Genomic DNA, 24,654 nt, shown 5'->3' with positions numbered 1-24,654 from the left:
TTTTCATTTTAGATTTATACAAAGTTACATTTCTTCGCTCAATAATAACCAGCAATTTTCATATGCTGCTAAGAATTTTATTTACTAATTAATTTTAATTTCTCTAGTTTGGCTATCAATGTCCTTTTGCATAGAAGGCAAAGTCTTAATAGTATTTAGTTGATAATGTACTACAGAATAATTTTTAAGATTTATTTCAATTTCGGAATCCCTTTCATTATCTAGCGTACATTTTACTAACAGCCTGCCCAAATTAATATTCTTATCCACTTTTATAGTATTACCTTCAATTTTCTTTCCTATTTTTTTGAAGAAGCTTAAAGTTGTATTTTTAATCCTATTATCATTGATTACAGGATCTAAATCCTTATCCAAGTCATTTGTAGCTCTTACAAATAATATTTCACCATCTTTTTCATTTATAGAAACAGAATATGATCCCATCTTATTTTCATCATAATTTTTAGGAGTGAATAAAACATATATTAGGCTCTGATCTTTCACTTTAGCCATATTTTCTGCCTTTACTTTTGCATCTTCTGGATGTTCTTTTGAGTATTTTTCCCTTATTTCTTCGAATTTTTTTACATCTTTTGAACCTTCTTTTGCATCTTTCTTGTTTAATTGTTCTGTTTCCTTTACAATATCAGCTGATCTGTCTACTTTAATTTGTGAAAAATAGTTTGAATCTTTTCCCATGTAATTTTTCATTGCTTCTGTAGCTATTTTAATTGCTTCTTCATCGCTCATAATTCCTTGCTGTCTAATATTACTACTACTTTTATTTTCTGCTGCTACAACTACATTTTTAGTAGTATCCTTTTTTTCACTTGCATAAGCAATTCCTGAAGCACCCCCTACTACTAATAAAGCCAATACCCAAACCAATATTCTTTTTCTATTCATTATAAATACCTCCAAAATTATATTTAGCTGTTTAGCATGCCAAACATCCTCACTACAACATAAAGTATATATTAGAGATATGTAAAAACCATCCTTCACTTGTCACCAAGTTGTAAAATCTATGAAAAATTTATCATTAGATTTTGCATTATTATCTATATTATTATAAACTTTGGTAAATATAAATGTAGCGGAACCTAAAGTTATTAAGATTAAAATATTACTCTGAAAAAACCATACTGAATTTCTCCAATATGGTCATACACATGATAGGCTTTTATGAAATTTCACCATATAAAAGGAATAATCCTTTTAGTACTTTTTTCATATTCCTTATAAATCATTCCAAAACTATCTTCTAAAGTTTTTTCTTCAATGATAATCCTGTATCCATAAACCATAATAATAACAAGAAGTGAAGCTATTATACCAACTAAACTTCTAAAACACAATGCAGTACCTAACAAAGACAATATACTCCCACTATATGCAGGATGACGAAGATATTTATAAGGTCCAGTCTGTATTATTTTCTGCTTTGAATTTACTTGTACAGATAATGTAAAAAATTTACGAAGTGTGTATATAGAATATGCTCGTAGAAAAACTCCTGTTATCATAAATATGCTGCCTACCCAAAAAAGTAATATAGGAATTGTATTAGAAAAAATTTTTCTACAAATAGGATTTAAAAATATTATAGAACAAAAGCCAATAACAATAAAACTGTAAGAACCTCTATCATTATTTTTCTTATTTCCTGCATTTCTTTTATTGTTCCATTTAATAAAAATCCACATTAGCATTTCGGAAATAATAAAAAATAAAAATATCACTTGAAAAGCATTTTTGAGAATAAGTGTTTCAAAATAAGAATTTCCAAATAAATACACTAACATTCACTCCTTTTATTTAATTAACTATTAATTTTATTACTTAATATTTTGAATTACAGATCTATCCACTTCATTAAATTATTTAACGACGTTCTTTAAGCATTCTATTTATGTAATTTGCATCATTTCTGCTATTCAAATATAAACTTAATATAGTTATTCCATAAGTCAATATAAGCATAGTAATAATTTCAATGACATCATATATGGACTCAATTCTAATTAATTTTGTAGGCATTCCCAAGGTAAAAGTTATAATTATAATCATAAATAATTCAAGGCTCATATGTACAAACTGTGATTTAACCTGCAAATTTTCCATAAAGTAAAGAATTATTTGTATAAATATAATTATTATAAGCATACTAGCGTAGGATTTTACTTGAAAGTCCCCTTTATTCTTTATAAGGCACATAACTATTAATATGGTAGATGCCACTGTATATGCAATACATCCTGCATAAAAATACTGATTGATTTTCTTCATAGTTTTTTCCTCCACTTTAAATATACTTATATTTTTAATTTTATTTTTACATCAGCCACATAACTTCTATTTATAATAAGTTTTTCTCCATTATATAAAGTAGCTAATAATCTCCCATTAATTTGACTCTTCACTTTTTCTAATTTTTTTATATTCATAATACAAGATTTATTTATACGAGCAAATTTTGTTCCACTAAGCTTTTTTTCTAATTCATATAGTTTCATATTGCTTTGATACACATCTTTTTCACAATAAATATAAGTTCTATTGTCTACACATTCAAAATAATAAATATCTCTTGAGGAAATTTTTACATATTCATTTTCTATTCTTCCAGTTATAGTAATTTGTTTTTCAGTAAGACATTCAGTTAACTCCTTTATATATTCATTATTTTCTTTACACAAAATATGAATTTCAATTTCTTGTATTGAAGGGTTCTCAATTATTTTTATTTTCATAGATTTCCTCCTTTAAATCAAAGGATATCATAAGAATTTACTTATAACAATTATTTTCCACCTAAGTTGCATTTTACACTTAGTAAGTTGCATTTTTTATTTTCCATAATTTAAGATTCTATAAAATTATTCATACATATAATTTATTTGCAAATGTAAAAAGAAGGATGCCCCTATTACACCCTTCTCATCTACAATATTAAATAATATCAGTGGAATCATAACTTGGCTGAGATTAAACAAATTTCATTAATTACTATGGTATTTCACCAATTTATCTCCAATCCTACTCCAACTTCTTTTACAGGCAGAACCTTATGTATTTCTGCTTTAACAATAAATGAAGTACAGTGGCAAGGGTATAACTCTTTTATATTGTTCTGTTTAAAATACTGAATTGTTTTACTAACTCGTTCATCAACTTCAAACAAATGAAATCCGCCTATAACACCTAATACTCTATTATCCTTACATACTTGTTTTGCGTATTCTATTATGTTGCATATTCCACTGTGAGAACAACCAGTAATAATGTAAATGCCATCTTTACTTTTATATACCAATGCAGAATCATCCATTACATAATCATCAATAAAATTATCACAAACAGCTTGTTTACCTATAGATTTTCTATTTTCAAAAGTATTTGTTTCAGGTATTTCCCCTAAAAAAGTTATATTCTTACTAACTTTAATGGGTTCCTTCGAAAGAATTAAATTACATTTTTCTTTCAATTCTTTCTCTAAAATTGGAGAACAAATTTTTAAATCCCCTACTACTTTTTCTTTAAATGCATCTGGATGAGCAATAATAGAAATGATATCTTTTTTATTCTCATTAAAATAGTATTTTAATCCTCTTGTATGATCATCATGTCCATGAGAAATAACTATACTGCTTATCTTGTCCAAGTTTATTCCAAATGCTTTAGCATTTTTCATAAATAAATCAGAATATCCTACATCTAATAAAAAGCTTATATCTTCATCTTCAATATAATATGAAACAGCAGGTTCACCACAATAATACTGATCAATATAGGTATTGTTATCTACCAAAACTTTTAATTTCATCTTTTTACCTCCCTCCAATTGCACATATATACATTATAATCTAGTATTGCCAAGTTAAAAGTAAATTTTAACCATATTTGTATTTTTAGCCAAAAGTTTTTCCATCTGTTCACTTATTTTTAAATACAAAAGAAGGAAGCTTTAAAGAAAAGTATATCTATTCATGCAAGCTAAGTCTTTTTGTTAGTCTACTTATATGATTTTTCTTACCAATCATTCCAATACCAACAAGATTCAAATCATCAGTTTTGTATTCAGCAACCTTTGCACGATTGTCCACATAACTACAGCATATTTAAAAAGATATACTATTCATAAAGCAATTTTTTTAAAAGTATTCTCATAAATTATACATCTTAAAATTCAATATCATATAGTATATTATTGCATCGTTATATTTTCATACTACAATATAACATTTAATACGTCTACAAAGATAACCTTTAATTTCATTTTAAATTTTCCTTAAATAAAAATAAAATCAGATGTTCCCTTATATTACTTGAATTATGTGTTTCACATCATTCTGTACATTATAATTCATATTATGCTTTTTTTTACTTTCTTGACTTTTTATTTGTTTCATTATATTATTCAAGATAGATGTTCAAGGGGGAAAACACTTATGAAAAGTAAAGAAGACTATGTTTCTCGTGCACAAGTTGCATTGTGGAATACCAGTATAAAAATTGCTGACAACCTTAGAGATTTAACTGAATTTGGAATAACTGAAACACAGTTTAATATGTTAGATTTGTTATCAAAAAAAGAATCATTCAAAGTTACAGATTTAGCTGAAAGAATGGGAGTTAAGCCAAGTGCTATAACAACAATGATTGATAGATTAACTAATAATGGATTAGTTTGCCGCAGGCATGGCGAAAAAGATAGAAGAGCTGTATTAGTTTCTATAACAGATGAGGGCAGAAGTTTAATAAGTAGGTTTGAAGAAAAATGCCGCAGAGTACTAAAAGGCTATCTTTCTTATTTAGAACCTGAAGAATTGGAAACTCTAGCTTCTATTTACGAAAAATTAGGCAAACTTAATATAGATATAAACAAAATTGAATATTAATTTCTATACATCAAGTGATTCTTAAACTCAGATTGGGAAATATGCCTAAATGGTATTTTACTAGCTTGCTTAGATAAGAGATATTACTCACATACAAACTCCACCTGAGTCTAAGAATAACTTGATCATTCCAGTTTTTTCAATATATTTTTAGTAACTTCTATTGAATTTAATAATACTAACAAATCTTCTGATGATAAATTTATAAGCTTATTTTTTAAATTTTCCTTAGCTATTTCAATTATTTCTAAACAATATTCCTTACCCTTTTCAGTAATATTAATATTGATTGTTCTCCTATCTTTTTTATTATGAACTCTATAAACCAAATTTAAACCAACTAATTTATCTATAACAATTGTCATTTGCGGACTTGAAATAGTTAATTTTTTACATAATATTGAAATTGGTAAACCTCCTTCCTCATTAATAATCCCTAATACCATTAATTGATTCAATGGAAGAATTTTAACAGGTACTGTATGTGGAAGATTTTTAATATATACTGTATCAAGTTTTATAACTTTTTTTAGCATCATTGGAAGAAAGGTAATCAAATTTTCAGCTAATGCATCCACAGGATTATTACACATATGTTTTCCCCCTTATAATTTAAATTTAAAAATGCGTTGATTCTATAATTACAAGATCAACGCATTTTGTTAAGGACTCAACTTTTTCAAAGAACATTTGACAGAGGACTTGGAATCTATATTATTAAAGTTAAAGTACTTACTTAGCTATATTAATCTTATCTCCATTACTTAATAAATTTTGTCCTTCTACAATTACATTTGCTCCTGTTTTTATATTCCCAATTACTTCTGTAACTTTTTCATCAGAAATACCAACATCCACAGATAATTTTTTAACTTTTCCATTTTCAGCTATATAAAGGTAGTTTACATTGTTTTCAATTTTAAGTGCTTCATTAGGAACTGTCAATATGTTATCTTTCTTTTCAGATGGTAATGATACTTTTGCAAACATACCTGCTTTAAGTTCTCCTGTTGGATTACTAATTTTTACTTTTACAGTATAAGAATTATCTTTAGAACTAGAATTAGGACTAATTTTATCTATTACTCCTGTTATTTTTTTATTATCCAATGCACTTACACTTACCTGTACAGATTGTCCAACTTGAATTTTTCTAACTACCTTATCTGGTATGCTTATTTCTGCAGTAAAGCTGCTGCTGTCTATTATGGTAACTGATCCAGATTGACCACCAGCAATTTGACCTACTTTAACATCTTTAGCAGATACTACTCCATTAATAGGTGAAGTAATTGAAGCATCATTTAATTGAATCTGTGCAGCATTTACGCCTGCTTGAGATTGTGCTACTTGAGCTGCTGCTGCTTGTGTGGATTGAGGTCCCGATTTTTGAACTATAAGATTTAAATTATCTTGAGCTGCCTTTAAATCTACAGAATAATTATCATATTTAACTTTTGCATTATCTAAATCCTGTTTAGCTATGGCTCCTGAATCATATAATTTTTGCATTTTGTCATAGTTACTTGCAGCATCATTATAAGATATTTGTGATTTTTCAACTGATTGTTCAGCACTTGTTATTTGCTGTTGAAGTCCAGAATCACTTGTTCTTGCCAAATTAGCATTTGATGCTGCTAAGGCTGCTTGTTGAGATTGAAGTTGCGCTTGAAGTTGTGCTGCATCTAGTGTAAACAATACTTGTCCTGCTGTAACTTTGTCTCCTATATCCACATTTACACTAGCCACCTTTCCCCCAGCTTTAGGTAGAACAGTCACCTCTTGAACAGGATTTAATTTACTTGCATATTCTAATTCAGTAGATATTGAACCAGCAGCTACCTTTTCCACTTTTACATTTTTAACTTCTTGCTTTCCTTCTGATTTTTTGTTCTTTCCAAAAATAGAAACGCATACAACCACAACAAGTATTAATGCAACACTAACTATTAATTTCTTTTTATTTAAACCATTAATATTAAACTTCATACTTCACAGCCTCCTTATGACTTTTCTTTTTCTTAAATACAGCTTTAGTTAAATCATCCATTAATGTATAAACTACTGGTATTACTATTGGAGAAAGTATAGTTGATGCTACCATACCACCTATAATTACTATAGCCATACTTTGCTTCATTTCACTACCTTCACCCATGGATAAAGCTACAGGAAGCATTGAAACTATCATTGTAGCACTTGTCATTATTATAGGCCTCAATCTGGTAACACCAGATTCAATAAGCGCATCTTTTAAGTTCATTCCTTTTTTCATTAATGTATTTGTATAATCTATTAATAAAGTACCATTCTTAGATGATAAACCTTCAAGCATTATAAGCCCAATCATTGACATAAGATTTAATGTCTGCCCTGTTAACGCCAACAAACCAAAGGCACCTATTATAGCACAAGGAAGGGATACCATTCTTATAGCTGGTGTTAAGAAAGACTCGTAAAGTACCACTAGTATCATATAAACAAGACATAATGAAGCACCCAAGGCTAATCCAAGAGAGCTAAAGGAATCCGCCATATTCTTTTGAGTTCCTCCATAACTTATACTATAGCCTTCAGGTATAGATAGAGATTTTAATTTAGCTTTTATATCATTTGTTACTTCTCCAAGAACTCTACCTTGAAGATTTGCACCTATAGTAACAACATCCTGTTTATCCTCTCTAGATATTGATGGTTCACTATCTACTTTTACAATTGAAGCAACTTCACTTATTGGTATTTGTTGTCCAGCTGCATTTGTAATTTTTATAGATTTAATATCTTCAGCATTTTTTATCTGACCATTCATAAATTTAATTGTTATATCATTTTCTGTATTATTTGCTCTATATACTCCTGCTTTACTACCCGCTAAAGCAGTTCTTACAGAACTTCCTATGTCAGCTGATGAAATTCCATACTGTGCAGCAGCTAAACTATCTATATTTACTCTTAGTTCACTGCTTTTTATATTAGAAGAATTACTTACATCAATAACTCCAGGCACTGTTTTTACTATTTTTTCAACCTGCTTTGATAAATCCTCTAAAGTACTCTGATCATCTCCTTTTATATTTATAGAAACAGGCTTACTGCTTCCACCACCAGATTGTGATTCTGTTACAGTAAAATCTACTCCAGTCATGGTTTTACCAAAATCACGAACTTGTGCTGCTAGCTTGGTTTGGCTTTTTTTACGTTCATTTTTAGAAACTAAATTAACCATAATCTCGCCTGTAGCCTTATCTGAACTTCCTTGTCCATTTGATCCAACCATTGTAAAGTAGCTTTTTACCTCTTTCATATTCTTCAAATATTTTTCAACCTGAGTAATTTTTTCATCTGTCTGCTTTAAAGTAGAACCTGGTGTAAGAGAGAGATCAATTGTAAAACTACCTTGATCGGCTGTAGGTATAAACTCAGATTTTAATATTCCCATTGGTATAAGGGCAACACTGAGTATAATACAAATGACAACAGCAGATAACACTTTTTTTCTATGTTCTAAGGACCACATGAGAATACTTTTATATTTTTCTAAAACTTTGCTAAAAAATCCATCCTTTTTGATTTCTTTTTCTTTATTTTCTTTTTTAAGTATGCGAGATGAAAGCATTGGTGTAACTGTAAAGGATACTAAAAGAGAAAATATTGTAGCTACAACTATGGTAAGTCCAAATTCCCTAAATAACTGTCCTATCATACCAGACATAAGAGAAATAGGTGCAAATACAACTATGTCACAAAGACTTATGGCTACCGCAGCCATTCCAACTTCATCACGTCCATCAATAGCTGCTCTTATAGGGTCTTTACCTAACCCTAAATGCCTTTGTATGCTTTCTATTACAACTATAGAATCATCCACCAGTGTACCTACAACCAGGGATAATCCCATAAGAGACAGCATATTAAGAGTAAAATTAAACTTATACATCATAAAGAAAGTAGCTATAAGCGATGTAGGTATAGCAACCAAAACAACTAAAGAAGAACGGAAACTACGGAAGAATAAGTAAAGTACAACTGCAGTAGTTATAATTCCTTCTATAAGATTGTGCTGTACTTGCTTTAATGAAGAAGTAATGAAAGTAGTGGTATCAAAGGCAATATCAATTTTAATATCCCCTGGAATACTCTTTTTAATTGATTCTAACTGCTTTTTTACACTATTTGCTACTTCTACTACATTGGCATCACTTTGCTTTCCAACTACAACTGCCATAGTTTTATTACCATTAAATCTTATTTGTGTAGTTGCATCTGGCGCTTCCAGCTTTATTTGAGCAATTTCACCAAGACGTATACTTCCTCCATTTGCTGTAGGCACTAGCATATTTTTAGCATCATCTATATTGTGAAATTGACCAATTACTCTAACAGCTTGATCTTGCTTGTCCTGCTTAATCTCACCAGCAGGTACATTTAGGTTAACTGACTTTAATTTGCCCATTACAGTATTAGTACTAATTCCGTAATATTCCATAGCAGTTTTATCAAGCTTTATCATTAACTGCTTTTTATCAGCACCCATTAAACTTACGTTTCCTACACCAGGCACTTTTTCTAATTTCTGTTTTAATATATCAGATTCATTATATAGCTCATCATAGCTTACATTTCCATTTAGAGAAATTGCTAAAACTGGTATAGCATTAGTATCCATCTTAAGTATAGTAGGTTTATTAGCATCTTCAGGAAGCTTTGAGGAAGCATTTTCAACTGCTTTTTGGACATCTGAGTATGCAGTGTTTAAATTAGCACTGGATTTAAAAGTTATTGTAACAGTACCATAACCTTCCTTTGCTGTGGAATTAATTGTATCAACACCACTTATTCCTGATACTGAATCTTCTATTGGTTTTATAACATCTTTTTTAATGTCATCAGCACCAGCACCGCTGTAAATTGTACTAACTGTTATAACAGGGTTATTCATAGAAGGTAGTAAATTTGCTCCCATTTTTAAATAGCCAAAAGCACCAAGTGCAACTAATAAAATTACTACCATCCACATTGCTGCTGGCCTTCTTACAGATATTTCGGTTATCTTCATTTTTATCCTCCTAGCATAAAGTTGTTAATATTTAACGCATATTACATTTTAACCTATATTAATATTTAATGCATATTAAATATTAATATAGGTTAAATTATAGTATTATTTTACATGGAAATCAATAGTTTTTTTATTATATAAAAATGAATTTTTAGTATCTATTTGTTTTCCAAAAGTGTATTTATTACAAATAAAAAAACTAGCATAAATTGCTAGTTTTTACTCTTATTTAATATTTAAACTTTATTCTTTTTTTACTATAAATTACATTTAAACTAACTCAGCACTTTTAACTATTTCATCAACAGCTATAGAGCATAATCCTGCTAAATCTTCTACATGCAATTCTTTAACTGCAGAACAATCATAAAGAATAGTAGCATCAGCTGGGAATTCATCATCTGCTAGCCACAATCCAAAAATCATGGGAACATTAGGCAATACATCAATTTTTATTCCTTCATCTCCAACCTTAACCTTTTCTCCTCCTAATTTAAAACCTGCTTTTAAAAAAAGCTCTCCTTTGTTCCCAAATACTTCAATTAATTTATCTATGCCGCTCTTAGCAAATCCATGATATGCATAACCTACTCCCTCTAATTCTCTAAATGGTACCCACTTGTTTGTAAATCCACTATTAGTAGCTCGATATAGATAGCTCAAAATTAACATTTTATGAATTAACATTCTGTTTTCATTATTTGATACATTCTTTTCATTATCATCTTTTATCACAATATTTCCATCTGGATAAGAAATTAAGTACTCTTTATTAAAATAGGTTAATGTAAATTGCTTCTTTTCAGAATTATAATAAGCTCTACTTTTTTGAGCTATATCTGCTGGCTCATATTTATAAAATTCTCTACACATCTTTTCATAACAAAGCGTATAATTATTTTCTCTCTTTTCCACCATAACAAAATCTCCTTATCATATTTACTATTTAATTATATTTAGTTTGAATAAAGGTATATTATTGTTTATAAATTTGATTAAATAAATAAGCTTAGAATGTAAATTTTGTATTCTAAGCTCATTTTCAATTATTCAATTTTAATAAAGCATTGTTTTTTACTAATGAGAATTAAATAGTTTTAACAAATTTACTTTCTCACCTTAGACTATACTTTGTCTTTGTCTTTCCATAATAATATTGATACTGTTTTTAACAAAATCCACTGCTTGAGTTTTTGTTTGGCCCTTATGTTTAATTTCTTTGTCTTCCCTTCTAGCAATTGCTTTAAATGGGTAATCCTTTTCATTATTCTCTATAACTGTTATTTCGTACCCTCTATAGTTTTCCACACAACGACCCCCTTTATTATGTTTTACATATTTATTATAACATATTTTTAATATTTTTAATATTATGTTATTTTATTATTTACATATATATTAATAATGGCAGCGCATGAACTAAAAAATTCAATACGCTGCCTAATTTATTACTATTTAATTACTTTTTTACCACCCATGTATGGTTGTAATACAGTTGGGATGTTTATAGAACCGTCTTCATTTAAGTTATTCTCTAAGAATGCAATTAACATTCTTGGAGGTGCCACTACTGTATTGTTTAATGTATGTGCAAAATATTTTCCATCTTTACCATCTACACGGATTTTCAAACGACGTGCTTGTGCATCTCCTAAGTTGGAACAGCTTCCTACTTCGAAGTATTTTTTCTGTCTAGGAGACCAAGCTTCTACGTCTACTGATTTAACTTTTAAGTCTGCTAAATCACCAGAACAGCACTCTAAAGTTCTTACCGGTATATCTAAAGAACGGAATAAATCCACTGTATTTTTCCATAATTTATCATACCACATCGGACTATCTTTTGGTTCACACACAACGATCATTTCTTGTTTTTCAAATTGGTGAATTCTATAAACTCCTCTTTCCTCAATACCATGAGCTCCTTTTTCTTTTCTAAAACAAGGAGAATAACTAGTTAAAGTTCTTGGAAGAGTATCTTCTGGTAATATAGTATCAATAAACTTACCAATCATAGAATGTTCACTAGTTCCGATTAAATATAGATCTTCACCTTCGATTTTGTACATCATAGCATCCATTTCAGCAAAGCTCATAACTCCAGTTACAACTTCACTTCTAATCATGAAAGGTGGAATGCAGTATGTAAAACCTCTATCTATCATAAAATCTCTAGCATAAGAAATTACTGCTGAATGAAGTCTAGCAATATCACCCATTAAATAATAGAATCCATTACCAGCAACTTTTCTTGCACTATCTAAATCTATACCATTTAATTTTTCCATAATATCAGTATGATATGGAACTTCAAACGCTGGTACATCAGGTTCACCAAAACGTTCAACTTCTACATTTTCACTATCATCTTTACCTATTGGTACACTTGGATCAATTATATTTGGAATAGTCATCATATCAGTTTTTATTTTATTTTCTAATTCAGTTTCTTTTGCTTCCAATTGAGCTAAGTGCTCAGAATGCTCAGTAACCTTTTTCTTCATTTCTTCTGCTTCATCTTTTTTACCTTGAGCCATTAATCCACCAATTTGTTTTGAAATCTTATTTCTATCAGCTCTTAAAGAATCTGCTTCCTTCTTTATATTTCTAAGTTCAGCATCTAACTCAATTACCTCATCTACTAAGCCTAACTTATTATCCTGGAACTTATTCTTTATATTTTTCTTAACAATTTCAGGATTTTCTCTTACAAATTTTAAATCTAACATAATTTTACCTCCTAAGTTAAATGTAATATATTATTGTGTCTTTTTTTTAATATAAAAAAACTCTCATCCCACACATAAAATGGGACGAAAGTAATCCGCGTTGCCACCCAAATTGCTAGCATATAGAACACTAGCCTCTTGATATAGTACTGTAGAGGATACTAACCTTTCGATTCATCACCGACAGCTCCAAAAGTGGAAAGATTTAACCTTTCACCGATTCTCACCAAACACCGGCTCTCTTAAGAAATTTATAAATCGTAGCTTTTATTATCACTGCTTTTAATATGTATTTCATGTATCATTATATACACATTCATAATGGTTTGCAAGACCTTTTTATGAAATTCTTTTATTTATTGGTTATTATCTAAAATTTTGATAAAATATCTTTATTATTTTTTACCTAACCTTTGAAAATTATACATATGTGTAAGATTATTTTAAAAAATTCTGTAGAAAGATAACAGAAAAATAATTACACTATACTAAAATATTTCCTTCCAAATATAATGCTACTTCACCTGATATTTTCACCTTATCACCTAAGTCAGCACAATACAGTTTTCCTTTTCTTTCAGACAACTGCAAATCATTAAGTTCTTTTTTATTTAAAATCTTGGACCAATAAGGAATTAATGTACAATGTGAAGAACCAGTTACTGGATCTTCATTTACTCCTAATTTAGGAGCAAAAAATCTTGAAACAAAATCTACTTCATTTCCCTTTGCAGTTACTATAACACCTACAGAATCTAATTTTTTAAGTTCTTCCATGTTTAATTGAAGATTTAAAATATCCTCTTCCTTTTCAAATACTGCCATATAATCTCTAGCTTTATATACTTCCACTGGTACTTTACCTAAGCCTTTGATAAGTGCTTCTGGTACCTCACACTTTTCTGCTTCTCTTGATGGAAAAATCATTGTAAGTAAGTTTCCATCTTTTGAAACTTCTAAAACACCACTTTTAGTATTAAATTTTACTAATGAAGCATTCTTATCAATATAATTAAATATAACATAAGATGTAGCTAATGTTGCATGTCCACATAAATCTATTTCCCCTTTTGGAGCAAACCATCTCAATTCATATTCACTGTCCTTTTTAACAAAGAAAGCAGTTTCAGCTAAATTATTTTCTGCTGCAATTTTTTGCATCAATTCATCATCAATCCACTGCTCTAGTGGACATACTGCCGCTGGATTGCCTCCAAATTGCTTATTTGTAAATGCATCAACTTGATAAACTGGTATTCTCATTTTTAACTCCTCCATTATATTTATTTTTTATTAAATGTAAGCTTAATATGCTAATTTACCATATAAAACATCAATGGCAGCACTACCTATTATTCTTAACTAATTCATAATACTTGTTGGCACAGCACACATACAATGTATGTATTAAGCAAATTATAGCATTGTGATTGTATGCTTTCAATGTTATAATTGTATGTACTACAATTATGTTAAACATAAGGATTAATAATTTTTATACATAAATAAGAAACTTTAGGAGGTCTATATGCCTGTAAATTCTTTTGAAAATTATCCAATGTCATGGAAACCCAATAAGTCCCAACTTACAACACCACTATACCTTTCAATTGCAAATTTATTAGAATATAATATAGTAAATGGACATCTTGCTCCAGACACAAAATTGCCCCCTCAAAGAGAACTTGCAGATTACTTAGATATTAATCTTAGTACTATTACGAGAGCATTTAAAATGTGTGAATTAAAAGGATTGATTTATGCTACAACTGGGAAAGGAACTTTTGTTTCACCAAATGCAGGTGCAACAATATCAATAATAGATGGCAAAGCAGAAAAAAATTACATAGAACTAGGAATTATAAATCCTATTGACCAGACTAATTATGTTGCAGCAGACATAATGAAAAGTATCTTATCAAAGGGATACGTAGAAAATTTATTAAATTATAACCATCCATTAGGAAGTCCGTATCATAAACTTTCTGGTCAAAAATGGCTAAATAAATATAATATAAATACTGATGTTGAAAATATTGCAGTTACATCAGGTGCTCAAAACTCCCTTGCAGTGACGTTAATTTCACTTTTCCACTCAGGTGATAAAATTGCAGTGGACACTTACACTTACCCTAATTTTATAGAGCTTGCAAACATGTTGAACATTCAATTAATTCCAATAAGAGGAGACATTTGGGGAATGAAGTCTGAAGAATTAGATTCTCAGTGCAGACTAAATAATATCCAAGGTATATACCTTATGCCTTCTTGTAATAATCCTACAGGAATTTTAATGAATATGGAACGAAGACAGGAAATTGCAAAGGTTATAAAAAAGAATGATCTTATTTTAATAGAAGATGATATTTATTATTTTCTTGCTCCACAAAATTATGCTCCCATTACTACTCTTATACCTGAACAATCCGTTTATATAAACAGTGTTTCAAAGTCTTTATGCTCTGGAATAAGAGTAGCTTTTATAGTATATCCTGAAAAATATTCCTCAAGTATAACTCGAGGAATATATAACATAAATCTAAAAACTCCTTCATTAAATGCAGAAGTTATTTCTGAAATGATCAATACTGGAATTGCAGATAAAGTAGTTAAAGATAAATTATCAATTTCAAAAGAGCGTAATGAAATCTATGAAAAGCACTTTAAAGTGGAAAATTCAAATGAAAACTCTATGAGCTTTTTTCGCTGGCTTCCACTAGAACAAAAATTTAATGCAAATCAATTTGAAAAAAATGCTTTATCAAATGGAATTCACATTTATCATTCAGATCGATTTTTAGTGGGAAATAACCACGAAAATCAATTTCTACGTGTGTCTCTTTCTTCACCTATTGATAACGATGAATTAGAAAAAGGACTATATATATTAAAAAATATGCTAGCTGAATCAGATGATAAAACAGGTGTAAATCCACTAATAATATAAACAGCACAACTTTTTTAGAGGACAATTGTCCTCTAAAAAATAATTGATAAAATATTTCAAATAAAATGCAATTCTAAAGAGTTGCTTGTTTTAATGATAGAATTTATAATAATATAAGATTCTGTTATTACACACTTATATAAAGGAGTGAAAAATAATGGCTATAAATATGAACTTTAGAATAGAAAAAGATTTACTTGGAGAAAAAAAAATAAACAGCAATGCTTATTATGGTATAAATACTGCAAGAGCTTTAGATAATTTCAATGTATCTTCCAAAAAAGTCAACTTACATTTGATTAAAGCAATTGTTACAATAAAAAAATCTGCTGCTATTACTCACAAGAAACTAAAAGAATTATCACCCGAAATAGCAGATGCAATTATAAAAGCTTGTGATAAAATACTAAAAGATGAATTCAACTCTGAATTTGTAGTAGATGCTCTGCAAGGCGGTGCTGGAACATCTACTAATATGAATGTAAATGAAGTAATTGCAAATGTTGCTATAGAATTACTTGGCGGCGAAAAAGGCGACTATTCTCTTGTTCATCCTCTTCATCATGTTAATATGTCACAATCAACTAATGATGTATATCCTACTGCTATACGAATTGCTGCTATAAAGCTCTTAAGGCCTTTAAGTTTAGCTTTTGCCAATCTTCAAGAGGCACTTCAAATAAAGGAAAATGAGTTTGCAGATGTATTGAAACTTGGAAGAACTCAACTTATGGATGCACTTCCAATGATGGCAGGTCAGGGTTTTGGCGCATATGCACGAGCAATTTCTAGGGATAGATGGAGATTGTACAAGGTTGAAGAAAGACTTCGTGAAATAAATATAGGCGGTACAGCTATTGGTACTGGTATGAATGCAACTTTAAAATACATATTTCTTATGACAGACATTCTTCAAGATTTAACTGGACTTGGATTAGCTCGCAGTGACTATCCTATGGACACTACTCAAAACATGGATGTCTTTGTAGAAGTTTCTGGTCTTTTAAAGTCTGCATCTGTTAATTTAATAAAAATATCCAATGACATACGTCTTTTAGGTTCTGGACCAAGAGGTGGAATTGGAGAGCTTTCATTACCTGAAGTTCAAGCTGGTTCTTCTATTATGGCTGGAAAAGTAAATCCAGTAATAGCTGAAATGGCCGCTCAAACTTCGATGAAGGTAATATCTAATGATGCTGCTATTACCTATGCTGCAGCTTCTGGTCAATTAGAATTAAATGCCTTTGGTCCTTTAATTGCTGAATCACTTTTAGAATCCCTTGAAATATTAACCAATGCAGTAAATATATTCACAGAGAAATGCATTAATGGATTAGAAGTTAATGAAGGTAATTGCATTCATAATCTTGAATCTTCTGCCTCTATAGGTACAGCTCTTGTTCATCATATAGGCTATGATAAAGCTTCTGAAATCGCAAAAAGATCACTAAAAGAAAGTAAAACTATTAAAGAACTTTGCCTTGAAGAAAAAATCTTAACTCCAGAAAAACTAAATGAAATACTAAATCCTTATGAAATAACTAAGCCAGGAATCCCTGGAATGAAAGAAGGTAAAAAACAATGAGCAATTTAAATGAAACCCCACGTGCAAACAGGCTACACATAGCACTTTTCGGAAAAAGGAATGCTGGAAAATCAAGTATTATAAATGCTCTTACAGGACAAGAAATAGCACTTGTTTCTGATGTAAAAGGAACCACCACAGACCCTGTATACAAAGCAATGGAAATTTTGCCAATTGGTCCTGTAGTTCTAATAGATACTGCTGGTCTTGATGATGAAGGCGAATTAGGTGAACTCAGAAAAAAGAAAGCTATGGAAGTTTTAACCAAAACAGATGTTGCCATTTTAGTCATTGATGCTGAGATTGGTGTTACTGATTTTGATAAGGATATATTATCTAAAATTAAAAGAAGAAATATACCTGTTATAGGAGCTTTAAACAAAACAGATACCAATAAAATAAATGCTGATACTCTTTCTGAAATGCAAAATCAGCTGGACTTAAAATTAATCCCTGTGTCTGCTGTTTCCAATAAAGGTATCGACTTAATAAAAAATGAACTCATTAAAATTGTACCTGAAGATGAAGATAAGTTTAAAATTGTTGGAGACCTTATATCTCCTGGTGACTTTGTTGTTTTAGTTACTCCTATTGATAAAGCTGCTCCAAAGGGAAGACTTATACTTCCTCAACAGCAGGTTATAAGAGATATCCTTGAAAGTGATGCTATAGCTGTTGTCACAAAGGAATATGAACTTAAGGAAACTTTAGCTAACTTAGGCAAAAAGCCTAAGATGGTAATCACTGATTCTCAAGTATTTTTAAAGGTGGCTGCTGATACTCCAAAGGATATTCCTTTAACTTCCTTCTCAATACTTTTTGCAAGGAATAAAGGAAATCTTACAGAACTTGTTAAAGGTGCTAAAGCCATAAAAAATTTAAAAGACGGTGACAAAATATTAATTGCTGAAGGATGTACTCATCACAGGCAATCTGATGATATTGGAAAGGTTAAAATACCAAGATGGCTTAGACAAATTACTGGTAAAAAACTTGAATTTGATTTTGCATCTGGAGTAAGCTTTACAGAAAATATAAAGGATTATGCTCTCATAGTTCACTGTGGTGCATGTATGCTCAATAGAAAAGCTATGCTTTATAGAATTGAGCAAGCTCAAAATGCTGAAGTTCCTATTGTAAACTATGGTGTTCTAATAAGCTATGTTCAAGGTATATTCGATAGAGCTTTAGAAGTATTTCCAATGGCAAAGCTTACCTGGGAAGAAGAATAATCAATAATAAAGAAAGAGATATTTTGAAACTAATTGCTTGTTTTTAAAATATCTCTTTTAATTATTATCTTAACTTTTACAAATACAATATTTTAATTTACTTTTTTAACTCCGAAAGTTGAGCTATATTTATTTCGTTGAAGTGGTTGAAGTAGTATTAACTCCTTTTAAATCGTACAGCTGTTCAGAATTTCCTCCTTCAAAACCTTGAGATTTAGAATTTGAATCTTTCCACTGACTTTCTGAAACAACTTTACCATTTGCCTTAACCCAATTCATTATTTCATTGTTTCCACCTTGACCACCTACCATAACATATCTTACTTCTCCTTTGCTCACTAATTCCTTAAACTGACTCAATGTAATTGCATTATCATTTCCAAAGAAGCCTGAGGTCATTACAGCTTCACCAGTTTTAATTATTATGTCTGAAGCATATCCATTAGTAGATGATGTTACAAGAATATATTTTTCATTTGTTTTATTTTTTTGTAAAAATTCTATAAGCTTTGAATTATTACTGTTTGAATAACTTGCACTTCCTCCACTCGCTTGTTTACTAGTCATTAATGACAAGCTAGCAGATGGGAAGCTTCCATTCATATTACAAAAGGCAGCAGTACTTGACCAAACTGTAGGTGCAACCAAAAGTCCTGTAAGCGCAGCAGCTAATACTATTTTCTTTAACTTTATGTTTTTATTTTTTAGCAAATTAAAAGCAATTAATATTAATGAAGATCCAAAGCATAAAACTGACATCATTATCATCATAATCTTTGCAACACTTGATGAACTATAATAATAAGATATGAGAAGCATTTGAACTAATCCATCTGCAATAAGTGCTGCTGGTAAAATCCATGACTTCCATCCACCCTCTTTATAGAACTTCCACATTGATACAACTCCAATTCCTGTTAAAGCTGCAATTGGTGCTGAAAGCATAGTTAAATAGTATGGGTGAAACAACCCTGTTGTGAAACTAAAGTATATAAATTCAGGAAGCATCCATATAAACCATAGTGCCAACGATATTTTCTTCTTATTATTAGAAGATTTTTGTATTCTTTCCTTTAGTACAGCTGCTATAAAGCCAAATATTGCAAGTGGGAAAAGCCAAATTATCTGATCTGACAAACTATTATTGGAGAACAATCTTGTAATACTTGATTTTTCCTGGCCTCCAAAGGTTCCTCCACCTTGACCGCCACCATTTCTTCCTTTTCCTGGGCCACCGCCACTAGGAGGTGTGCCTTGTCCTTTGCTACCACCATTAGGAGGTGCACCTTGCCCTGGACCATTATTATCAGGTGTTCCTTTTCCAGAAGTATTACTAGAAAAATTTTGTGTACCATTACCTGAATTAGATTGTTCTTTTGTGGCGCTAGAAGTAGCATCTGTTTGTGTTTTAGATGTCGTTTTCGTCTTGTTGCTTTGTCCTGGAGGATTACCACCTGGATTACCCTTTGCCCCAGAACCTGATGTACTACTGCTAAGTCCAAGCCTTTCTAAGCCATTATGCTGAACTATAAGTTGTATAACTGAATTACTTCCACTGCTTCCTACATAAGGTCTATTGGCAGCAGGTGTTAAATCTACAGCTGCAGCCCAAGAAAATGATATTGCTAATAAAATAGCTGTTCCTGCAATAAGATGTACTATTCTCTTTTTTATGGAAACTTTATTAAAAAGAAGATAAGTTATATATAAAGCTGGTGCTACCATGTATGCCTGTAACATCTTTATATTGAAGCCAACCCCTACAAGCGCTAAACTTAACAGAAGATATTTTAGTTTTCCTTTTTCAGCTGCTATAGAAAGTGCCCAACATGCTAAGAGTAAAGTTAAAACAAGCAAGTTATCACAAGTATTATTTCTACTTACTGCAACAAAAACTGGTGTAACTGCAAGACATAATGCCGAAATTAACCCTGCAGCAGTTCCAAAGGATCTTTTTACAACACGATATATAACCCAAACGGAAATAACTCCTGCAATAGCCTGTGGAAGTATTATACTCCATCCACTGTATCCAAATATTTTAGCAGATATAGCTTGTATCCAAAATCCAAGTGGTGGTTTGTCAATTGTTACAAATCCCGCTGGATCAAAGGATACAAAGAAGAAGTTTTTCAAGCTCATAGTCATACTCTTTACACCTGCAGCATAATATTCATTTCCATATCCCTCTATATTTAAATTTGCCAAATTTAATACTGAAGACATTATTAAAATTATTATCAATCCCAAATTCTCTTTTGTAAGTTTTATCTTTTTCATTTTCACTTTCCTAATCCTTTCTATTTATTCCAATTTATCAACAATATTTACAATTGCTTTTGAATATTTAGCTTATGTGTATATCTTACCGTTTAATTGTTACAATTTAGTTGCAATTAAATAACAATTTGTCAACAATCACAATTAATGAACATGCTTATAAATTGACAAGGTTTACATATAAGTATATTATTATATTTGTACTATATCTTCATTATTTGTATTGAAAAGGAGAGTGCTTATGAAAATTACTGAAGGCTATATGCCATATCTAGAATATAAGACTTACTACCGTATAGTAGGTGAGTGTACAGGAAATAAGAAACCGTTAGTTTTATTACACGGTGGTCCAGGTTCTACACATAATTATTTTGAAGTACTTGATAAGATTGCTGAAGATGGACGTGCAGTTATTATGTATGATCAATTAGGATGTGGATTATCTGCGACACCTTCTCGTCCTGACTTATGGTGTGCTAAAACATGGATTGAAGAATTAATAAAGTTACGTAAACATCTTGGTTTAGATGAAATTCATTTATTAGGACAATCTTGGGGAGGAATGCAAGCAATTGAATATGCTTGCAAATACAAACCTGAAGGAATAAAAAGCTATATCCTATCCAGTACTTTACCATCTGCTTCACTATGGGAAAAAGAACAACGTAGAAGAATTGCATACCTTCCACAAGAAATGCAGGATGCCATTGCTAGAGCAGAAAAAACTGGAGATTATTCTTCAAAAGAATATCAAGCAGCAGAAGCAGAATTCATGCTTCGTCATTGTGCAGGGGCAGTAGAATCAGATTCTCCAGAATGTTTAAGACGTCCAAAAGTTGCTGGAACAGAAGCTTACATAACTGCCTGGGGACAAAATGAATTCAGTCCATCTGGCACATTAAAAAACTTTGATTTCATGAAAGAGATTGAAGATATTCAAGAACCTTGTTTAATAATCAGTGGTTTGCTTGACCTTTGCTCACCACTTGTTGCAAAAACAATGTATGACAAAATTCCTAATTCAGAATGGGAATTGTTTGAATTCAGCCGTCACATGCCATTTGTAGAGGAAAATGAAAAATACATAGAAATACTTAATAAATGGTTGAATAAAAACGACTAAATTATGAGTAAAAAATAGGCTGTCTCTCTAAGAAATTTACATACAAAATGTTGTAATGTTAATTCTTAAAATGACAGCCCTTGATTTATATATTTATTATTAAATAAATTCCAACAATTTATTATCAATTCTCAAGATTCCTTAAAATAAGCTACTGATATATTCTATTTCCATATAACTCCTTGTGGAACTATTTTCATAAGGCATATATCGTCACCCATTTTTATACTTTTTAACAATTCCACCTCTACTTTACATTCAAAGGCTTTTTCAAAAAGAACTTTACTATACCCAGTTGTACATTGACACCAAGTATTAGTATCCAATCTATCCACATCTGCAAGCATTGGACATGGACAAAAATGAAATTCAAGATATAATTCTCCATTCTTATAAGAAAGCCCTGCTGCTTTTGCCTTATCTGAATTTGCGAATTCTTCCATATTTGAAGATAATTCTATTAACTCTTTAACCAGTGCTAATTTTTCATCCATACCATACCCACACTGACAGTGCGCTCTAATATTCTTAACCTTTGACTTATCAAAATGGTTTTCTAATCTCTTCATTGTAGACTTCACCCATGTAGGATTACCCTCTGTTTTAGCCAGCTTATCTTTTCCATACACTATTTCTCCTGCAATTTCATCATTACTGGCACTTTTAACAGCTTCATAAATTACCTGCTCTTGAATTTTCCTTATATCAAACATTTTCAAATCACTCCATTTTTCTTATTTTATTTAATTATGAATTGTAAATTTATAAAATCCTATTTATTTAAATTTTGATTCTTATTATAATGATAATCATATACGCAAATTTGTTTATATTACTTTTAAAAACATAAAACAGACTCCTTTCAACTCGAACTATATCCTTGTTACAGTTCTTATTATACTAAGGCGTCTGTTTTTTCACTTCTGAATTCTTGCTCTATTTAATAGGTATATATAAATCCATTACAACATGCATATCTTCCCAGTCAATAGCTCGATAAATATCTAATCCATATCTTTCATCCATTTCATAACCACTGTCTGGCAGCCAAATATTAAATACCCCCTGAAAAGCAGTAAAAATATCTTGTATCAATCCATCAAAGCGACAAAGTGCAAATTTACCTCCTTGAATAGTTGTAACATTGTCTAGTGAACAATTTTTATCAACTGTCATACATATATCATATAAACATTGATCTAAGCCTGTAATACAAGGATCATCATAAAACCTTTCAATTAAAAGAGTATCTTCCTTAAAATAATCTTTATATTTTTCTGTGAAATCATACCAATTTTTCCCTAACTCAATATAGTTTCCAATATATCTTTCATAGATAACCACAAAATCATCCAATTCCTGTATAAGTATCTCTTGATCGTATTCTTCAAATGATTGGAACTTAGCAAGCTTATCTTGATAAAAAGGATGAGGTACACATGTAGTGTTTTTATTCTTTCGAAATTCCGCTGGAGAAATATTATGGTGTTTCTTAAATGCAGAACTATAATTTGATGGACTGTATCCATAATCATATCCAATGTCTGTAATTGATTTTTCTTTTTCAATTTTGAGGTTTAAAGCACTTTGCTCCATTTTTGAGCGTTTGATAAAAGCATAAATACTTTCTCCTGTTTCTTTCTTAAAAACTCTGCTAAAGTAATATTTTGAAAAATGGCAGTAATCTGCAACATCTTCAATAGAAATTTCCTCATCTAAATGCTGCATAATATAATCAATACTTTGATTTACTAATTCATTTGTAATCATAATATGCCCCTCCACCACGTCCTTCTATTGGTTCTTTGAAAATAAGAAAACTCCACCTGAGTCTAAGAATCACTTGATAATAACTAAGCATTAAATTATAATTCGTTCAAATATCAAAATCTTCAGATTTAAAATTGCTATAATAGCGTCCTTTTTTTGCTGTAAATTTTAATACGCAATAGTCAGAGTCAGTCACACCTTGTTTATAGTACATAGTATCACCATCCTGCCATAATTTTTCTTTTGCTTCTGGTGTTTCAAGAATTTCTACCATTCCAACAAGGCTTATCCCTCGAAAAAAACGCTTATTAACAAAGTATATACTTGCTTTAGAATTTTCTCGAAAATATTTCACTTTATTTGATGATGTGTTTGTGGAAAACCAAAATGTTTTAATTCCTTCACGCTGGCGTGGAGATAACATTGCCTTACTGATAGGGAATCCCTCATTATCTATATAACTAATAATTGTCAGATTACTTTTATCAATCAGATTACCAATTGTTTGTTCTGGATTTCTCATTATTAAAAATACCTCCTGCTTATGTTTTCTTTTATTTTAACAGGAACGCATCAAGTTGTATATTACACACTTTTTTGTATGCATAGATTTAAAGTAACCCTTTTTCTTTCAAGAAATCTTCTTTGCCATCCTCCTTCATAAGATCAATTCCAATTTTCTGCATAGTAATTACAACTTCTAACATTTGTTTTCCTCTTTCAGTTAACGAATACTCTACTTTCAATGGATATCCATTAAATTGTTTCTTTTGAACCATATCAAAATCCTGCAATTCGTTCAAATGTTGAATCAACATTTTTTGTCCAATTCCTTCTATGATTTCTTGCAAATATACTAAAGAAGAAGCTCCTTTTCCAAGTTGCCATAATATAATTGGTTTCCATTTTCCACGAATAATATCGTGTGTTAATTCTAAAGGACAAGTATATTCATTTCTTAATTTCATTACCATCCACCTCAACTACAATTTACTATTACCAAATTATTTTACATAATTCAATTAAAA

At 30.3% G+C, this 24,654-nt stretch carries 23 protein-coding genes and 1 other annotated feature; of the genes, 5 read left to right on the top strand and 18 right to left on the bottom strand.

Features of this window, described 5'->3' with window-relative positions; all coding sequences use genetic code 11:
* Positions 1-84: 84 nt before the first annotated feature.
* The 6 genes from EG57_RS0214440 to EG57_RS25890 form a co-directional block, all read right to left on the bottom strand.
* Positions 85-906, bottom strand: coding sequence for a hypothetical protein (locus EG57_RS0214440; protein WP_032077895.1), 822 nt, complete (start codon positions 904-906; stop codon positions 85-87).
* A gap of 287 nt (positions 907-1,193) precedes the next feature.
* Complete coding sequence (locus EG57_RS25480) at positions 1,194-1,799, bottom strand: methyltransferase family protein (protein WP_052037926.1); 606 nt, start codon at positions 1,797-1,799, stop codon at positions 1,194-1,196.
* Positions 1,800-1,884: 85 nt separating this feature from the next.
* Entirely contained in the window at positions 1,885-2,289 is a 405-nt protein-coding gene (locus EG57_RS0214430; RefSeq protein ID WP_032077894.1) for a hypothetical protein, read from the bottom strand.
* Positions 2,290-2,315: 26 nt separating this feature from the next.
* The gene (locus EG57_RS0214425; RefSeq protein WP_032077893.1) at positions 2,316-2,753 is read right to left on the bottom strand and encodes a LytTR family DNA-binding domain-containing protein; all 438 of its coding nucleotides are present in this window, start codon (positions 2,751-2,753) and stop codon (positions 2,316-2,318) included.
* Positions 2,754-3,019: 266 nt separating this feature from the next.
* Positions 3,020-3,826, bottom strand: coding sequence for an MBL fold metallo-hydrolase (locus EG57_RS0214420; RefSeq protein WP_032077892.1), 807 nt, complete (start codon positions 3,824-3,826; stop codon positions 3,020-3,022).
* A 157-nt stretch (positions 3,827-3,983) separates the two neighbouring features.
* A complete protein-coding gene (locus EG57_RS25890) occupies positions 3,984-4,106 on the bottom strand; it encodes a DUF2000 family protein (protein WP_200880566.1) in 123 nt (40 codons plus the stop codon).
* A gap of 345 nt (positions 4,107-4,451) precedes the next feature.
* On the opposite strand from EG57_RS25890, the gene EG57_RS0214415 reads away from it, so the two are divergent.
* A complete protein-coding gene (locus tag EG57_RS0214415) occupies positions 4,452-4,901 on the top strand; it encodes a MarR family winged helix-turn-helix transcriptional regulator (protein WP_032077891.1) in 450 nt (149 codons plus the stop codon).
* 125 nt (positions 4,902-5,026) lie between these two features.
* On the opposite strand, the gene EG57_RS25475 is transcribed toward EG57_RS0214415, so the two are convergent.
* The 7 genes from EG57_RS25475 to EG57_RS0214380 all read right to left on the bottom strand — a co-directional run bounded on the left by EG57_RS25475 (position 5,027) and on the right by EG57_RS0214380 (position 13,952).
* Entirely contained in the window at positions 5,027-5,494 is a 468-nt protein-coding gene (locus tag EG57_RS25475) for a MarR family winged helix-turn-helix transcriptional regulator (RefSeq protein WP_052037925.1), read from the bottom strand.
* Between the two features lie 139 nt (positions 5,495-5,633).
* Positions 5,634-6,890, bottom strand: coding sequence for an efflux RND transporter periplasmic adaptor subunit (locus EG57_RS0214405; protein ID WP_032077890.1), 1,257 nt, complete (start codon positions 6,888-6,890; stop codon positions 5,634-5,636).
* Positions 6,880-9,957, bottom strand: a complete 3,078-nt coding sequence (locus tag EG57_RS0214400) for an efflux RND transporter permease subunit (protein WP_032077889.1) — start codon at positions 9,955-9,957, stop codon at positions 6,880-6,882. The genes EG57_RS0214405 and EG57_RS0214400 overlap by 11 nt, the downstream gene beginning before the upstream one ends.
* A 273-nt stretch (positions 9,958-10,230) precedes the next feature.
* Positions 10,231-10,878: a DUF3786 domain-containing protein gene (locus EG57_RS0214395; RefSeq protein WP_032077888.1), complete on the bottom strand. Its 648-nt coding sequence runs from the start codon at positions 10,876-10,878 to the stop codon at positions 10,231-10,233.
* A gap of 201 nt (positions 10,879-11,079) precedes the next feature.
* Positions 11,080-11,268, bottom strand: coding sequence for a hypothetical protein (locus EG57_RS0214390; protein WP_032077887.1), 189 nt, complete (start codon positions 11,266-11,268; stop codon positions 11,080-11,082).
* Between the two features lie 143 nt (positions 11,269-11,411).
* Positions 11,412-12,689 carry a serine--tRNA ligase gene (serS, locus tag EG57_RS0214385; RefSeq protein WP_032077886.1) on the bottom strand — a complete coding sequence of 426 codons (1,278 nt, stop codon included), beginning with the start codon at positions 12,687-12,689 and terminating at the stop codon, positions 11,412-11,414.
* A 77-nt stretch (positions 12,690-12,766) separates the two neighbouring features.
* Positions 12,767-12,975, bottom strand: a binding site (T-box leader).
* A gap of 197 nt (positions 12,976-13,172) precedes the next feature.
* Positions 13,173-13,952, bottom strand: coding sequence for a PhzF family phenazine biosynthesis protein (locus tag EG57_RS0214380; protein ID WP_032077885.1), 780 nt, complete (start codon positions 13,950-13,952; stop codon positions 13,173-13,175).
* 265 nt (positions 13,953-14,217) lie between these two features.
* Here EG57_RS0214380 and EG57_RS0214375 point away from each other — a divergent pair, with 265 nt between their 5' ends.
* The 3 genes from EG57_RS0214375 (at position 14,218) to hydF (ending at position 18,453) form a co-directional block, all read left to right on the top strand.
* Positions 14,218-15,636 (top strand): aminotransferase-like domain-containing protein, encoded by a 1,419-nt coding sequence (locus EG57_RS0214375; protein WP_032077884.1) that lies wholly within the window; start codon positions 14,218-14,220, stop codon positions 15,634-15,636.
* Between the two features lie 169 nt (positions 15,637-15,805).
* Positions 15,806-17,221, top strand: coding sequence for an aspartate ammonia-lyase (locus EG57_RS0214370; protein ID WP_032077907.1), 1,416 nt, complete (start codon positions 15,806-15,808; stop codon positions 17,219-17,221).
* Entirely contained in the window at positions 17,218-18,453 is a 1,236-nt protein-coding gene (hydF, locus tag EG57_RS0214365) for a [FeFe] hydrogenase H-cluster maturation GTPase HydF (RefSeq protein WP_029161808.1), read from the top strand. Before EG57_RS0214370 ends, hydF begins: the two co-directional genes overlap by 4 nt.
* 129 nt (positions 18,454-18,582) lie before the next feature.
* On the opposite strand, the gene EG57_RS0214360 is transcribed toward hydF, so the two are convergent.
* The gene (locus EG57_RS0214360; protein ID WP_032077883.1) at positions 18,583-20,733 is read right to left on the bottom strand and encodes a glycosyltransferase family 39 protein; all 2,151 of its coding nucleotides are present in this window, start codon (positions 20,731-20,733) and stop codon (positions 18,583-18,585) included.
* Positions 20,734-20,974: 241 nt separating this feature from the next.
* On the opposite strand from EG57_RS0214360, the gene pepI reads away from it, so the two are divergent.
* Positions 20,975-21,856, top strand: a complete 882-nt coding sequence (gene pepI / locus EG57_RS0214355) for a proline iminopeptidase (protein WP_029161806.1) — start codon at positions 20,975-20,977, stop codon at positions 21,854-21,856.
* A gap of 164 nt (positions 21,857-22,020) precedes the next feature.
* Here the strand turns inward: pepI and EG57_RS0214350 are convergent, their stop codons facing one another.
* The 4 genes from EG57_RS0214350 to EG57_RS0214335 all read right to left on the bottom strand — a co-directional run bounded on the left by EG57_RS0214350 (position 22,021) and on the right by EG57_RS0214335 (position 24,594).
* Positions 22,021-22,569 carry a DUF6144 family protein gene (locus tag EG57_RS0214350; RefSeq protein WP_029161805.1) on the bottom strand — a complete coding sequence of 183 codons (549 nt, stop codon included), beginning with the start codon at positions 22,567-22,569 and terminating at the stop codon, positions 22,021-22,023.
* A gap of 223 nt (positions 22,570-22,792) precedes the next feature.
* A complete protein-coding gene (locus tag EG57_RS0214345; protein WP_032077882.1) occupies positions 22,793-23,626 on the bottom strand; it encodes an AraC family transcriptional regulator in 834 nt (277 codons plus the stop codon).
* A gap of 106 nt (positions 23,627-23,732) precedes the next feature.
* Positions 23,733-24,149 carry a pyridoxamine 5'-phosphate oxidase family protein gene (locus tag EG57_RS0214340; protein WP_032077881.1) on the bottom strand — a complete coding sequence of 139 codons (417 nt, stop codon included), beginning with the start codon at positions 24,147-24,149 and terminating at the stop codon, positions 23,733-23,735.
* A gap of 88 nt (positions 24,150-24,237) precedes the next feature.
* On the bottom strand, positions 24,238-24,594 hold the full coding sequence (locus EG57_RS0214335) for a winged helix-turn-helix transcriptional regulator (protein WP_032077880.1): 357 nt from the start codon (positions 24,592-24,594) through the stop codon (positions 24,238-24,240).
* Between the last annotated feature and the right edge of the window lie 60 nt (positions 24,595-24,654).

Origin of the sequence: Clostridium drakei (genome assembly GCF_000633595.2) — a bacterium.
GTDB classification, from domain to species: Bacteria; Bacillota; Clostridia; order Clostridiales; family Clostridiaceae; genus Clostridium_AM; species Clostridium_AM drakei.
This window is presented reverse-complemented; position numbering and strand designations above follow the sequence as displayed.

Excerpts from the sequence above, each read along its gene's own strand:
- EG57_RS0214440 (WP_032077895.1), bottom strand. The coding sequence starts at position 906 with ATGAATAGAAAAAGAATATTGGTTTGGGTATTGGCTTTATTAGTAGTA.
- EG57_RS0214430 (WP_032077894.1), bottom strand. The coding sequence starts at position 2,289 with ATGAAGAAAATCAATCAGTATTTTTATGCAGGATGTATTGCATATACA.
- EG57_RS0214425 (WP_032077893.1), bottom strand. The coding sequence starts at position 2,753 with ATGAAAATAAAAATAATTGAGAACCCTTCAATACAAGAAATTGAAATT.
- EG57_RS0214420 (WP_032077892.1), bottom strand. The coding sequence starts at position 3,826 with ATGAAATTAAAAGTTTTGGTAGATAACAATACCTATATTGATCAGTAT.
- EG57_RS0214415 (WP_032077891.1), top strand. The coding sequence starts at position 4,452 with ATGAAAAGTAAAGAAGACTATGTTTCTCGTGCACAAGTTGCATTGTGG.
- EG57_RS25475 (WP_052037925.1), bottom strand. The coding sequence starts at position 5,494 with ATGTGTAATAATCCTGTGGATGCATTAGCTGAAAATTTGATTACCTTT.
- EG57_RS0214405 (WP_032077890.1), bottom strand. The coding sequence starts at position 6,890 with ATGAAGTTTAATATTAATGGTTTAAATAAAAAGAAATTAATAGTTAGT.
- EG57_RS0214400 (WP_032077889.1), bottom strand. The coding sequence starts at position 9,957 with ATGAAGATAACCGAAATATCTGTAAGAAGGCCAGCAGCAATGTGGATG.
- EG57_RS0214395 (WP_032077888.1), bottom strand. The coding sequence starts at position 10,878 with ATGGTGGAAAAGAGAGAAAATAATTATACGCTTTGTTATGAAAAGATG.
- serS (WP_032077886.1), bottom strand. The coding sequence starts at position 12,689 with ATGTTAGATTTAAAATTTGTAAGAGAAAATCCTGAAATTGTTAAGAAA.
- EG57_RS0214380 (WP_032077885.1), bottom strand. The coding sequence starts at position 13,952 with ATGAGAATACCAGTTTATCAAGTTGATGCATTTACAAATAAGCAATTT.
- EG57_RS0214375 (WP_032077884.1), top strand. The coding sequence starts at position 14,218 with ATGCCTGTAAATTCTTTTGAAAATTATCCAATGTCATGGAAACCCAAT.
- EG57_RS0214370 (WP_032077907.1), top strand. The coding sequence starts at position 15,806 with ATGAACTTTAGAATAGAAAAAGATTTACTTGGAGAAAAAAAAATAAAC.
- hydF (WP_029161808.1), top strand. The coding sequence starts at position 17,218 with ATGAGCAATTTAAATGAAACCCCACGTGCAAACAGGCTACACATAGCA.
- EG57_RS0214360 (WP_032077883.1), bottom strand. The coding sequence starts at position 20,733 with ATGAAAAAGATAAAACTTACAAAAGAGAATTTGGGATTGATAATAATT.
- pepI (WP_029161806.1), top strand. The coding sequence starts at position 20,975 with ATGAAAATTACTGAAGGCTATATGCCATATCTAGAATATAAGACTTAC.
- EG57_RS0214350 (WP_029161805.1), bottom strand. The coding sequence starts at position 22,569 with ATGTTTGATATAAGGAAAATTCAAGAGCAGGTAATTTATGAAGCTGTT.
- EG57_RS0214345 (WP_032077882.1), bottom strand. The coding sequence starts at position 23,626 with ATGATTACAAATGAATTAGTAAATCAAAGTATTGATTATATTATGCAG.
- EG57_RS0214340 (WP_032077881.1), bottom strand. The coding sequence starts at position 24,149 with ATGAGAAATCCAGAACAAACAATTGGTAATCTGATTGATAAAAGTAAT.
- EG57_RS0214335 (WP_032077880.1), bottom strand. The coding sequence starts at position 24,594 with ATGAAATTAAGAAATGAATATACTTGTCCTTTAGAATTAACACACGAT.